At 52.0% G+C, this 13,751-nt stretch carries 11 protein-coding genes; 10 read left to right on the forward strand and 1 reads right to left on the reverse strand.

Annotated elements, in window-relative coordinates:
- Nucleotides 1-119 precede the first annotated feature (119 nt).
- On the forward strand, nt 120-557 hold the full coding sequence (locus EDM57_RS10280; protein WP_122904679.1) for a hypothetical protein: 438 nt from the start codon (nt 120-122) through the stop codon (nt 555-557).
- A 73-nt stretch (nt 558-630) separates the two neighbouring features.
- On the opposite strand, the gene glpT is transcribed toward EDM57_RS10280, so the two are convergent.
- Entirely contained in the window at nt 631-1,995 is a 1,365-nt protein-coding gene (glpT, locus tag EDM57_RS10285) for a glycerol-3-phosphate transporter (RefSeq protein ID WP_122904680.1), read from the reverse strand.
- Nucleotides 1,996-2,265: 270 nt separating this feature from the next.
- On the opposite strand from glpT, the gene EDM57_RS10290 reads away from it, so the two are divergent.
- The 9 genes from EDM57_RS10290 (at nt 2,266) to EDM57_RS10325 (ending at nt 13,743) form a co-directional block, all read left to right on the forward strand.
- Nucleotides 2,266-4,998 (forward strand): ATP-binding protein, encoded by a 2,733-nt coding sequence (locus tag EDM57_RS10290; protein WP_122904681.1) that lies wholly within the window; start codon nt 2,266-2,268, stop codon nt 4,996-4,998.
- Nucleotides 4,995-5,675 (forward strand): response regulator, encoded by a 681-nt coding sequence (locus EDM57_RS10295; protein WP_122904682.1) that lies wholly within the window; start codon nt 4,995-4,997, stop codon nt 5,673-5,675. The genes EDM57_RS10290 and EDM57_RS10295 overlap by 4 nt, the downstream gene beginning before the upstream one ends.
- A 152-nt stretch (nt 5,676-5,827) precedes the next feature.
- Nucleotides 5,828-5,941: a lariocidin family lasso peptide gene (locus EDM57_RS24045; RefSeq protein WP_425455799.1), complete on the forward strand. Its 114-nt coding sequence runs from the start codon at nt 5,828-5,830 to the stop codon at nt 5,939-5,941.
- Nucleotides 5,942-6,005: 64 nt separating this feature from the next.
- A complete protein-coding gene (locus EDM57_RS10300; protein WP_122904683.1) occupies nt 6,006-6,281 on the forward strand; it encodes a PqqD family protein in 276 nt (91 codons plus the stop codon).
- Nucleotides 6,271-6,744: a lasso peptide biosynthesis B2 protein gene (locus EDM57_RS10305; protein ID WP_122904684.1), complete on the forward strand. Its 474-nt coding sequence runs from the start codon at nt 6,271-6,273 to the stop codon at nt 6,742-6,744. The genes EDM57_RS10300 and EDM57_RS10305 overlap by 11 nt, the downstream gene beginning before the upstream one ends.
- On the forward strand, nt 6,741-8,747 hold the full coding sequence (locus EDM57_RS10310; protein ID WP_122904685.1) for an asparagine synthase-related protein: 2,007 nt from the start codon (nt 6,741-6,743) through the stop codon (nt 8,745-8,747). The genes EDM57_RS10305 and EDM57_RS10310 overlap by 4 nt, the downstream gene beginning before the upstream one ends.
- A gap of 17 nt (nt 8,748-8,764) precedes the next feature.
- Nucleotides 8,765-10,774: an ABC transporter ATP-binding protein gene (locus EDM57_RS10315; RefSeq protein WP_246005785.1), complete on the forward strand. Its 2,010-nt coding sequence runs from the start codon at nt 8,765-8,767 to the stop codon at nt 10,772-10,774.
- Entirely contained in the window at nt 10,749-12,533 is a 1,785-nt protein-coding gene (locus EDM57_RS10320; RefSeq protein WP_122904686.1) for an ABC transporter ATP-binding protein, read from the forward strand. Before EDM57_RS10315 ends, EDM57_RS10320 begins: the two co-directional genes overlap by 26 nt.
- Entirely contained in the window at nt 12,526-13,743 is a 1,218-nt protein-coding gene (locus EDM57_RS10325) for a clostripain-related cysteine peptidase (RefSeq protein WP_170163424.1), read from the forward strand. The genes EDM57_RS10320 and EDM57_RS10325 overlap by 8 nt, the downstream gene beginning before the upstream one ends.
- Nucleotides 13,744-13,751 lie beyond the last annotated feature (8 nt).

Raw genomic sequence — 13,751 nt, forward strand, 5'->3', positions numbered from 1 at the left:
CCTCCTATCTTGTGATGGTCAGGACAACTTTCACGATAGAGGAACATCTACGTTTTTTCAATGTCTAGCACGGGTTATGGTGATGAATCAACAAAAAACATTCCAGGGAGTAATTTACAATGAATAAAAAGCTAGTATATCTCTCCACCCTTGCATTTACCCTCCTCACAGGTTGCTTGACTCTCTCTAACATCTCCAGCGCCGAAGCAGATCCCCAAAAAGAAGCAGAGAGAGTCGTGCAAAACTTCGTGGACTTATTGGCTAACGAGGAATACGAAAAGGCTGCAGCTCTCGTAGATGATCCCAGGTTTGCAACGGAAGAAGAACAAATTCAGGCCTACAGGGAAAATGAGCATTCTGACGAAAAACTGGAGGGCTTTCAAATTGTTTCAGTGGATGTAAAAAACGATAAAAAAGTCGAGGTAGATGTTGTTCACTACAAGAGTAGTAGGTACTCAGCAAGTGACATTACCAATCGAGAAAAAGGGGAAACAATGGAAGATTGTTTTCAAGAAAGTCAAGGAATTCAACCATCGCTCACAAGAGACACCTTTTAAAGACAAGTATTTTCAAAAAGAAGGCTGCCCAGAAAGTCAATGACAACTGACTTTCCGGACAGCCCCTTCTTTTTTAATGATTCTTCACAACTTCCTGCCCCCGCACATTCCACGTCAGGGCAAAAACAAGAGCAGCCGCTACGCATGATGCTGTCAGCAGCATAAACCCTGCATCCCAGCCGGCGGCGTCAACGATAACCCCCATCAGTGCATTCGCTGTGACGGTACCGCCCAGATAACCAAACAGGCCAGTCAGCCCTGCAGCGGTTCCGGCAGCTTTTTTCGGCACAAAATCAAGAGCTTGCAAACCGATCAGCATGACGGGACCGTAAATCAGGAAGCCGATTGCGATCAGGCAAATCATATCGACGACGGAATTGCCCGCCGGGTTGAACCAGTAGACCAGAACTGCGATCAATACGCCGAGCATAAAGACAAACCCTGCGGGTCCACGCCGGCCCTTGAACAATTTGTCGGACAGCCAGCCGCACAGGAGCGTTCCCGGGATACCTGCCCATTCGTACAGGAAGTAGGCGACGCTCGACTTGTTCATGTCAAAGCCCTTTTCCTCGCTCAAATAGGTCGGCGCCCAGTCCAGAACGCCGTAACGGACGAAGTAGACGAAGATGTTGGCAATCGCGATGGCCCAGACCCATTTGTTGTTCAGCACGTATTTGAAAAGAATTTCTTTTGTGGACAATTCCGTTTCAAATGTTTTCTTCGTCTTGGTTGGGTAGTCATTGCGATATTCTTCAATCGGCGGCAGGCCGACTGACTGCGGAGTATCGCGAATCAGGAAATACGTAAGGAATGCCAGGACAATCGCAACGACAGCAGGCAGGATAAAGACGCCTTCATAGCCGGAAGCGGAATTCCCGGAAAGTCCGGCAAAGATCGCTGCACCTGCAACAGCGAGAGGGGCCATCAAGCCTCCGCCGACGTTATGGGCTACATTCCAGAGCGCTGTTTTGCTTCCTCTTTCACTTACGCTAAACCAGTGGACGAGGACGCGCCCGGATGGCGGCCAGCCCATTCCCTGGAACCAGCCGTTCAAAAACAGCATCACAAACATGATCGTGACGGACGAAGTGAAGAAAGGGACAACGCCCATCAGCAAACTGATAAGGGCAGAAAGAATCAAACCGGCTGGCAGGAACATTCGCGGGTTGCTGCGGTCTGAAAAAACAGCCATGACAAACTTGCTGATCCCGTAGGAAATCGAAATGGCGGATAACGCAAAACCAAGCTCTGCCTTTGTAAATCCTTCAGCGGTCAAATACGGCATGGCGAGCGAGAAGTTTTTGCGGATGAGATAGTACGCTGCATAACCAATGAAGATGCCGAGAAACACTTGAAGCCTGAGCTTTTTATACTCCGAATCAATTTGTTCAGCAGGCAATCTGTCAATGGGCGGTGCAGGCCTGAACAAGCTGAGCATCGTATTCCTCCCCAATAAGTAATGTCTGACAAAGATGGCGACATACGCAAAAAAAACCCATACTTCGATGGCGCTTTCAAAAACGAAAGTGCCACAAAGTATGAGTCTCCGCGTCTCCATCATCGTTAACTTGTCAACAAGTGTATTCTATTATCTCGTGAAAACGATGTCAACGAGGGATTGGAAGACCATGCGAGACATACAACGCTAGTGATATGCCGTAAATTGATATATCATAGTCTAGGAAGAATAAGGGAGAGTGACCATTTTATGAGATTCCAAGTCAAGATGCTGTTGCTGTTCTCTTCAGTCATGCTTTTGTCCAACTCTCTTTTGTTCTACTTCCTGTACACCTCTTCCTGCAAGCTGGTGCAGGATTCCTTCGGGATGCAAACGAGGCACATGGCTTTGTCCATCGTCCATAATCTTGATGTGAAAAAATTCAAGAAAGTGGCGGAAAAGACGATGGAGGCAAAGGCCAGGAAGCTAGACAAATCCACGGTTTTAGCGATGCCCGAATATAAAGAACTGCGGCAGCAGCTCTGGCAACTGAAAAATCAGCACGGGATCAAATACTTGTTTACGATGGTCGAATATCGCCCAGGGCAGTACATGTATGTCATCGACGGATTTCCATTGGATTATCGGGGCAAGGGATTGTCCTTGCCGACAGAGATTGAGACGAATCACTATCAGGACCTGGTGGAAGCTTTTGCGGAAAAAACGATCAAGGTGAGCGACTTAACCTACAGCGACAAGTGGGGGGCGGCTGTCTCTACCTTTGCCCCCCTGTTTGATTCGCAGAATCATTTTATCGGGGTCCTGGGAGTCGATGTCGACGGCACCGAGATTCATCAGCTTATGACAGAACACAGACGGAAAATCATCATCATCACGATCATTTCCACCATAGCCGGATTGCTGTTGGTCTATCTCATGACCCGGTATTTGCTTGCGCCTTTGCAACAGCTCATTCAAAAAATCCACCGGGTAAAGGATGGAGATTTGCGCACAAGACTGGACTACGAGCGCCACGATGAAATCGGCCAGCTGGCATCTGCCTTTAACGAAATGGTGTCTGTCTTTTATTTTAACCAATTGAAAAAGAAGTCAGATGAATTGCAAAAAAGAAATGAGGCGTTGCTGTGTATCAATCAACTGAAAGATGAATTTTTGGCGCGGACGTCCCATGAGCTGCGCACTCCGTTGAACGGGATTATCGGGATCAGTGAATCCATTTTGGACGGAATCGGGGGCCCGGTTTCGGGGACGACGAGAAAAAACCTGCTGATGATTCTGGCGGTGGCCAAGCGTTTAAGCAACCGGATCAACGATTTGCTGGATTACTCCAAAGTGAAAAACCGGAAAATTGAGCTGCATGCAAAGGCGGTGGACGTTTCCCGCCTGGTGGAGGAAGTGGTCGCTGTATGCCAGTCGCTCGTAGACAAAAAAGTGGAGATCCGCAACCGGATTCGCGAGCCGCTGTGGGTCACAGGGGATGAGGCCAGGATCGAGCAAATTTTGTACAACCTCGTGGGCAATGCAATCAAGTTTACGGCAAAAGGATACGTCGAGATTTCCGCGCGACGTACGGGGCAGGAGGTCAAAATTTCCGTAAAGGATACGGGAAAAGGAGTGCCGCCGGATCGGATCGATGCGATTTTTCAACCGTATGAGCAGGCCGCTTCGCCGGAGCAGGAGGGAATCGCAGGAACCGGCCTTGGCTTGTACATCACCAAATATTTGGTCGAACTGCATGGCGGTACGATTACGGCAGAGTCGCAGCCAGGAACAGGCTCCCTTTTTTCCTTTACGCTGCCCAGCGCCGCCATGGAAGCAGATTTCTCCAACGGGGTCGAGGAACTGGCAGCGGCTGTGGTTGAAAGCGGTTCCGAACAGCAAGAGAACCAGGTGAGCGAGAACATTTACGAAAAAAGCGTCCATATTTTGCTGGTGGAGGATGATCCGGTCAACGTTCAGGTCATTTGCAACCACTTTTCGCTGAAAGGCTGGAAGGTGACAGTTGTCCAAAACGGAAAAGACGCGCTGGAAAAAGTAGAAAGCCTCCCGTTTCATGTGGTCTTGCTGGACGTAATGCTCCCGGATCGCAACGGTTTTGCCATATGCCGCGCGATCAGGGAAACATTCTCGGCCGTCGAACTGCCGATCATCCTGCTGACGGCCAAAAGCGGGGTGAATGATGTGATCGAAGGCTTCCGCTCGGGAGCCAATGATTATCTCACCAAGCCGGTGACCCGAGAGGAATTGTTCGTCCGGATCGAGGCGCAGCTTACGATTGTAAAAGCGACCAGGGAATTGACTCTGTTGAAGGAAGCGGTCCAGGCAGGCACTTCCTCTTTGCGCCACGCGGTGAAAAACGATTTGGGCGTCATCACGCTCTTTTCGGAAAAGATCAAAGAGTACGCAGAGCAGAAGCAGCTCGCTGCCATTATCCAGGACGCCAGTGTCATCATCAGGAAGAACAACCATTTGTTCGCGATGATGCAGCGGGTCAACCACCTGACGTCCGATATTGAGCTTAAGAAGCAGAAGGGAAACATTTGCGAAACGATTGATTACGTCCTGTTGTCGCTGGAAAAGAAGCTGGAGTCCATCGTGGTCCGCAAAGCGTACGATCATCCGGTGTGGGTTGAGTACGATGCGATTCACATGGAGGAAGTGCTGCAAAATGTGCTGCAAAACGCTTGCGAAGCGATGGCGGGGACGGGAGGGAGACTGGATCTGGAGGTGAGAGAAGAGGACGGCAAAGTGACCGTCGCGATCAGAGACACCGGATATGGGGTCGCCAAGGAGCATTTGCCGCATCTTACGCAAATGTACTTTACGACCAAACGAAAGGAAGCCAATTTCGGGCTAGGTTTGTATTACTGCGAACGGGTTATGTCCAAGCATGGGGGAGCTTTGCGAATCGAAAGTGTCGAAGGGATGGGAACAACCGTCTCCTTGCACTTTTTTACCGACAGGAGAGGTGAAGTGGAGTGAGCATCCGCGTAATGCTGATTGAAGACGATCCAGACTGGATTGAAGGGATCAAATGGATTTTTCAAAAAACAAGCGATCTGATTCTGGTAGCTGCAATTCCCTCTTTGGAGACGGGCCTGGAGCTCGTCAAGCACCTGGAAGTGGATGTCATCCTGCTCGATGTCATGTTTCAGCAGGAGCGGGATGGCGTGCAAGCGATCAATGAGCTTTTGGACATAAAAAAAGACGTCAAAATCATCATGCTGTCTTCCCTGGAGGACGAGAAGGTGATTTGGGATGCCTACTTGTACGGGGCGGTAAACTACATTGTCAAATCGACCGATTACAACACGATACCGCAGGCCATTCGGGAAGCCTATGCCAACGAAGCGGGAATCCATGCCTCGTCGGCCAAGGCCATTCGCAAGGCGTTTCATCGGTTGAAAGAGGAGCATTTTCGCAAGCTCTTGACCCCGCAGGAGCGCCGAATCCTCACATACGTCTACCTGGGCAAAACAACCTCGGAAATCCGGACGATTCTGAATATCGAAGAGAAGACGATTGACAATCACATCACGAGCATCAACCGAAAGATGCAGGTCAAAAACCGGAAGGAGGCTGCTCAGATCGCCAAGAAAAAGGGCCTGCTGCTGGATGAAATCCTGTCGGGGGAAACGGGGGAAACTCCCCATATTTGACATAGGGGGTTTTCGCCATTTTCTCAGCCTGCAAGCAAGTGATTGGACAAAACAACCTGATTTAAAATAATGGATAACAAAATATTCCAGTTATAGGTAATCTAGTAAATGTAAGGCATGCCTATCAATAATAGAGGGAGAGGGTGAGAGATATGCAACTGAAAGCTGGGGTTGTAAAAGAGTATGGCACGTTCATGAATGTAACGCTTGCCAAAAAAAGCAAACCAGGCGACGGCAAACATGGCCGTGGCGTGAAAAAAGGCTAATAGCCTAGGCATGAGAGAGTGGCGTTCCCACTCTCTCATTTCCTGATGATAGGTGGGATGAACGATGATCGTGAGCCAAAGAGAAGAAATTTATACGACCGAGATGGGAGACGAGATCGTCCTGTTGGATATGAAGCATGGCGCGTATTACGGCCTGGAAGGTGCGACCATGGAGTTGTGGAAGGAATTGGCGGACGGCCCGGTAGATTCCGCCCAAATTTTAGCCAAATGGACGCAACTCTATCAGCAATCGGAAGAAGAATTGACGAGCATGTTGGATCAATCGATTCAGGAGCTCATCAGCAAAAAGTTGATTGTGGTGTCGGGCCATGATGTTTAGAAGGTTTGGCGCAACCCAGGACAGTAACGCCTATGCGCTGATTATCCATGCGATGATCCGCAACCTGTTGCTGAAGGACGAGTTTATCGAAGCGTATCGGCAGCTTGCCGTGCAGATGTTTCCGCTCTACGAAAGCGCGGCAAGGCGAAAAGTGTCGCCAATCGACCGGAAGCAGTTGCAAAAGCTGGGGGAGCATCTGATTCAGTTGGATGAGGATGACCAGTTGGTGGCGACGTGTGTATCGGTGGCGGTGACGATGCAGGTGCTGTTGTTTTGCACAGGGGTGGAAGCTGATTTGCTGATCGGCGTCAAGAAACTGGACGAGAAGCTGTTTGCCCATGCGTGGGTGAGAATGCCTGACGGCGAGATGATTGACCCGCAAAACAAGTATGGCGACTTGCAAGTGACGAAAATTCTCAGACTGAAAGAACAAGCGGAAAGGTGGGCCGTGTCATTGGGATGAAGATGTGGATAGCCTTGCATGGCGGAAGCGACCACGCCTGGAACAATTGGACGCGAAGCCTGTCTGTCTGGTTGCAGGATACCGTGACTGCCGTCGCTACATACGAGGGCGGCGCGATAAAAATGGCCGAATTTTGCTATCGCTATCAAACGAACAGCAAAGAGCCGCCGAGAAAAGAGAGATTGCGTTCTCCCTTTGTCATGGACGGCTGGCTGACCCATCCGAACAGCGGGTTTCAGCGGGCGGACAAGCTGTCCGGTCCGCAACGGGCCGAGTTGCACAGCTTGTTGAGCAACCGTCCGCAAGAAATGCTGCGCGCAAGCCACGGAGATTTTACGGTCGCTGTCTGGGAAGAGAGCAGTCAGACGCTGTATATCGGAAGTGACGGATATGGAACCAGGCCGATTTACTACTGGAAGGGACCTTCCAACGAATTGTACGTGTCCAATGATCTGCGAGCCTTGCTGCATGCGGAGGCTGTTCCGTTTGCCATTGATTACGAGCGCTGCGCGATGTATCTCAGCTCGCAATATGCCGTAGGCGAAAACAGCTTTGACGAAAACACGTTTTTTCAGGAGATCAAAAAAGTTCCTGACGCCACCCTCTCCGTCTGGAAAGACAACCGGCTTGCGCACCGTTCCTATTGGGGAATCGAGGACCTGGCGCAGTTGCCGATGCTGCAAACAGATGCCGTTCCTTTGTTTCGGGAGCGGTTGATCGAGGTTGTGAACGAGCGGTTGTACCACGAGAAGACGATTCTGGAGGTAAGCGGCGGGCTTGACTCCGCAGGCGTGCTGGCAGCAGCCTTGGCGGGCGGAAATCGCGAACGGATTCTCGGCGTCAACATCTCGTTTGCTGGCGACGACATGATTCAGAGCCACGACAGGGATGTCGTCCGGAAGCTGTTTCAGGATTTGCAGCTGCCGGGGATCATCATTCTCGGAGACAATACGCTGCGGATTGCGAATGCCGAGCTGGGCAGGGACCCGCTGTGGTACCTGGATGGCCCTGATCCGCGCGCCAATGTGCTGGTAAACGAGATGTACAATGCGCTTGCCAATGAGTTCCAGACCGATCTGGGGCTGACGGGAGAGGGCGGGGACTTTTTGTTTTCCGGCGAACACTATGTGCTGGATTCACTCCTTCGCCAGAAGAAATTCAAAGCTTTTGGCCAGGCCTTGTGGGAATGGGCGGACAAGAGCCTCAGCCGGGCGGTGAAGCTGGGCTTTGCCTACGGGATCGCTCCTTTTCTCCCCGGGTTGAACAACTACCTGTATTACAAGCTGGCTTGGGCAGATACGGTGTGCGAGATGCCGGACTACTTCACGCAAACCCATCTGAACAGAGAGTCCCGGTCGAAGCAGGAGGACTATCAGCGGTACGCGAAAAGCCAGCCGTTGAAGTATTGGGGAAGACGGTACCATTACGATTACACATGGCCGCGGGCGAGCTATCTGGACGCTGTCGGCGTGTCGATGCAAAATATGCATCCTTTCTACGACAGGAGGATCATGGAGCTGTCTTTTTCGGTGCCGACCGAGCAGCATTACGATCTCAAGCGCGGGAAAGTCGAAAACTACTACGGGACGAAAATGTTGATTCGCAAAGCATTTACCGATATTCTGCCGCCTTACCTGTACGACCGGGTGACGAAGACAAGCTACGCGCACATGGCGCGAAAAAGCCTGCAGAACGAAAAGCGGAACCTGCTGCAGTTGTTTGACCGGTCAGGAGAGGTGCAGTTACATACACTTGGCGTGATCGACAAGGAGAAATTTTGGGATCATCTGGTCGGGACGCTGATCCGATCAACGGATGTCAATAATGATTTGGGCATGTCGTACCAATTTTTGCGTGCGGTGATCGACATGGAAATCTGGCTGCAGGAGATGAGCAGGGGGAGACACCATGTGCTGGAGCGAGCCAAGCCATGCAATCCTCGCTGGTTGGCAGACGTGGAACTGATCGGGGAATCGCGGCGGCCGCAACATCTGGCCAGATAAAAAGGGGAACACGATGAATGATGCAAAAGTGGGCGGATTACCGGAGCATACTTCAAGAGAAAGGGCAGCAGGCCAAAGATCAGGTTAAAACGGTAAAACTGATCGGCAACATGATATGGAAATCGGGACCCTTTTTGATTCTTGCGCTGTTTTTGTTCATGTTTTTCGAGGGCATCCTGCCTGCCTTTCAACTGTATGCGTCCAAGCAAATCATCGACGGCTTGTCCGCAGTCGACGGGGGGGCTTCCGGTCAGCAAAGCCTCCACTGGGCCTGGATGTATGCGGGCAGCATGGTTGCCTTCGTCATTCTCTCCTCCCTGAAAAAGTGGGTAGTGAAAATACTGTCGGAGCGATCCATGCTGTCGATCAACCTGCTGCTGTTACAGGCGTGGGAAAACGTTCCGGGCATGAAGTTTTTTGACCAGAAAAAGTATCGCAATCGCCTGGAGGCGCTTCGGGAAGCCACTGGCTGGCTGCCCGCGCAAATCATGACGATCAGCACCAGCTTTTTTACCGGTCTCATTTCCTTATTGAGCATCATCGGTCTGATCGCAAACCTGTCGCCGCTTTTGGCGATCCTCCTGGTGGCAAGCACCATTCCTTATGCGATCAAGCAGAATCGCTACGCGGAACTGGATTGGGAGTACGAGAAGGATGCCGCGGAAGAGCGGCGGAGGATGAACTATGCGCGGGATTTGCTTCTGGGGCGGCGGGCTGCCAAGGAGGTGCGGCTGTTTGGACTGGGCAACTTCTTCCGCGAGATGTATCTGGTGACGTTTGGCAAGCTGTACGCGCGGTTTGAACGTTTGCAAAACCGATTTGCCCGCGATTCGGCACTGACGGGCTTTTTTTCCGGAGCAGTAGCGGGGTTGGGGTATCTGTGGATTATTTACCAGATTGATGCCCAGGCGATTACGCCGGGTGACATTGCCCTCTATTTGCTTGCCGTCTTCCAGCTCTCCAAAGAGGCGAGGGAAGTTGCGAATGACGGGGCAGATACATGGGAACTGTGGCGAATGGCCGATGACTTCCGGCTGTTTATCGAAGCGGAGCCGGACATCAAGCAGGCGGCGCAGCCGCAAAAAAGCGTGGCTGGCTCTCCGATGGCGATTGAGTTTCGCGACGTTTATTTCCGCTATGAGTATGCAGACGACGCCGATGATGAAGAGGAAGTGGAAGAGAGCGAGGCTGAGCCGGAAGAGTACGACGGCGACGACGATTCGGACTTGGCCGACATGACTTACTTTGAAGAGGCCGAGGAAGCGGACAGCGAACCGCCGGAAACGGAAGAGGCCGCGGGTAGAGAATATGTGCTGCAAGGCGTCTCTTTTTCGATTTCACCCGGAGAATGCGTGGCGATTGTCGGTGCAAACGGGTCGGGAAAAACGACGTTGGTGAAGCTGCTCTGCCGTTTTTACGAGCAGACAAGTGGCCAGATTTTGATTGATGGACAAGAAATCGGGAAGCTGGTCATTGAGGATGTGCGAAAGCGAATCGCGGCTGTTTTCCAGGATCTGGGGAGATATGGCGTAACGGTTGAGGAAAATATCGCCCTTGCCAGCTGGGAGATGGGCGAACAAGACAAGCTGCGAAAGACGGCTGCTTTGGCCGGCTTCGATGAGGTGGCAAGCGGGCTCCCGCACGCCTATGAAACGATGCTTGGGCCAGAGTGGGGCGGAGTAGACTTGTCAGGTGGCCAGTGGCAGAAGCTGGCGATTGCCCGCGCCCTTTATCGGGATGCCGATTTCATCATTATGGATGAACCGACTGCGTCCCTTGATATACGTGCGGAATACGAGCTGTACAACAGCTTCCGCGAGCTGATGAAAGGCAAGACCGTGCTGCTGATCTCGCATCGGTTCAGTACCGTGAAGATGGCCAACCGGATTCTCGTTCTGAAAAACGGCCGGATTGTCGAGGAAGGAACACATTCTCAGTTGATGGAATTAGGTGGGGAATATGCAAACATGTACCGATTGCAAGCCGAATCTTTTGAGGAAGATGAAGGAAAAGTGGCAAACGGTTAGATACGCCTGGTGGGGGCTGCGGCTGATCTATGCGGCCAGTCCCGCGAGAACGACCTTTGTCTTTTTCATAAAGATGATCGATTCCATCCTGGGCCCTGTGCTTGTGTGGATCAGTGCCAAGGTGATAGAGGGGCTGCTGCAAGACCATCAGGTGTTTTTGTCGTTTGGGCCGGTCTTTTGGATGGCCATTCTGTTTGTTTTGCTGACGATTCTCGTCGATGTCCTGAACCCGTATGTGGAAATGAACAAGAAGCTGTTGACGGCGCAAATTCAGAAGCATATCGATGAACAGCTCATGGACAAGGCGAACAGCTTTGAAGACATTGCGCCGTTTGACGAGACGGGTTTTCATACAAAGGTGAAGGTAGTCAGGTACAACGAGTATTTTATTACGCTATGGCTGGAAATGACGGCAAGCACGTTTGGCGGAATCGTTCAAATTGTCGCCAGCTCGATTTTGCTCTGGAACGTCATTGCGTATGTACCGCTCCTTTTTTTGCTGCTGGCGTTGCCGCGGCTTTTTGTGGAGGCCAAGCTGAATAACGCTACGTTCGAAGGAAGGGAAGAGGTTCAGGAGCTGCGGCGGCGAGCCGAGTATTTTATGGGCCTGCCTTTGCAGCACGAGCTGGCGAACGAAATCAAGCTGTACCGTCTCACACCGTACTTTACCGCCAAGTACAAGGAGATGGCGCGGCAATTGATTCACCAACTGTCGCGCGACCAGAAAAAGTGGATTTCGCACAATCTTGGGTGGGGCGTGCTGGAAGCTGTTGCGAACGGCGTCGTCCTGATCCTGATCGTGCAAAAGGCGATGGCTGGCGTCCTTCCGGTGGGAGAGCTGCTGGTCTTTATCGGAGCGCTGTTTCAGTTGCGGGAGGGCGTTACGGAGCTGTTCGGCGTGTTTGCCATCGGAGCGCGGGAAATGGTCAATGTGAGCAGGATCGCGCAATTTCTCGGGGCGAACGGGTCGGCTCCGTCAGGTACTGCGCCGTTTCCAAGCGGGTATCAGACAGGATATGTGCTGGAAAATGTAAAATTTTCCTACCAGGATGGGCGGGATGTGCTGCAAATCGACCATCTCGTCCTGCCGGAAGGGAAGGTTACGGTGCTGGTTGGGGAAAACGGCAGCGGAAAAAGCACGCTGGTCAAGCTGCTGCTTCGTTTCTATGAGCCTGCCAGCGGAACGATCCGGTTTAATGGCAGGGCGCTTGGCGACTATGACATCAGCGCGTTTCGCGCTCATTCCACGGCGGTGTTCCAGGATTTTGTCCGCTATGAGATGAGCATGAAATCGAATATCGGGGTAGGGAACCTCCCGGCACTTCACGAGCAGAGCGAGATCGAGAAGGCGGCAGCATTGGGCGGGGCTGATGAAGTGGCTTCCCGGTTGCGCGACCGATACGAAACGGAGATCGGCCGGCTGTTTGGCGGAGTCAATCTGTCGGGCGGCGAGTGGCAGCGCATTGCCATGGCCAGAGCCTGCATGCGCAACAGCTCGGCAGAAATTTTGATTTTTGACGAGCCTACTTCTGCCCTTGATCCCTATATCGAGCACGAGATATTCAGCCGCTTGAAGGCGATGGCGAAAAACAAGACCGTAATTGTCGTCTCCCATCGGTTGAGCACAGCAAAATTGGCCGACCAGGTCGTGCTGCTGCACAAGGGCAGGGTGAAGGAGGTCGGAGATCATCACACATTACTGAAGCAGGGAGGTATTTATGCGGAACTATACCAGATGCAGGCTTCGAAGTATGTGTAAAGCGTTGATGATGACCGTTTTGGCGGCACTTTTGCTGGTGGGATGCGCTGCCCCGGAGCGCCCGGACAAGGCTGCCTATACGATCCTGATTTACATGCCGGGCTCCGATCTGGAAAGCGATTTTCACCTGGCTTCTGACGATCTCAAGGAAATGATGCAGGTAGGCTCTTCCTCCGATGTGCGCATTGTGCTGGAGACAGGGGGAGCCAGGAAATGGTGGCTGGACACGATTGCGGCGGATCGCAACCAACGCTGGCTCGTGCAGAAAAACAGACTGGAACTGATTCAGGACGTAGGCCGCCGCAATATGGACAGCAAGGATACGCTGCAAGATTTTATCCAGTGGGGAGTGGAAGCCTTTCCTGCGAAAAACTACGTCCTGGTCTTTTGGGGACATGGACTCGGGGCAGTCGATGGGTACGGCGGTGATGAGGCATACGGCAATAAAAAAATGAAGCTGCCTGTCATACAATCCGCTTTGCATGACGCTTATCAAAAAACCGGCGTGAAGTTTGATCTCATCGGTTTTGATGCCTGCAAAATGGCCGGACTGGAAATCGCCTATGCCCTCAGACAGTACGGGGAGTACATGGTGGCGGCGGTCGATTATACCAACAAAAACGGATGGGATTACCAGACGGTCTTCCAAACCTTGCACCAGCGTCCCGACATCAGTCCTGTCGATTTGGCAAATGCAATCGCCTTGAGCTACCACAACCATTCGCTGGAAAACGAGGAGGAAGAAGATTTGCAGCAATCGGTAATCCGCCTCTCCAAAGTGGAGGAAGTGGTAAAAGAGGTGGACCTGTTCAGCAAACAGCTGGTGGAGCTCCTGCCGCAGCCGCAGACGTTTTCCAAGCTCGCCGATGCGCGGAACCGGGCCGAAAACTATGCGGACGAGGCAGACATGGTCGATCTTGCCGATTTCACTGCGTATATGGGACAAGCCATCGGCAACGAGGAAGGCGCGAAGAAAATTGCCCGCGCCGTCGAGCAGGCCGTGGTGAGCAACATCAAAACGCCTGAGCACCCCATAGGCAAGGGGATTTCCATTTATTTTCCCGCCGAGGACAAAACCCGGTTTCAGGAGAAAGCAGACCTTTATCAGCAAATTGACTTTTCTTCCAATTACAAACAGCTCATCTCGCTGTATACCCGGGAATTGATTCAGCATGCAGCCACGGAAGGCAGCGTCACAACAAACGAATGACAAGGAGG

It is taken from the genome of Brevibacillus gelatini, from assembly GCF_003710935.1.
Classification (GTDB): Bacteria; Bacillota; Bacilli; order Brevibacillales; family Brevibacillaceae; genus Brevibacillus; species Brevibacillus gelatini.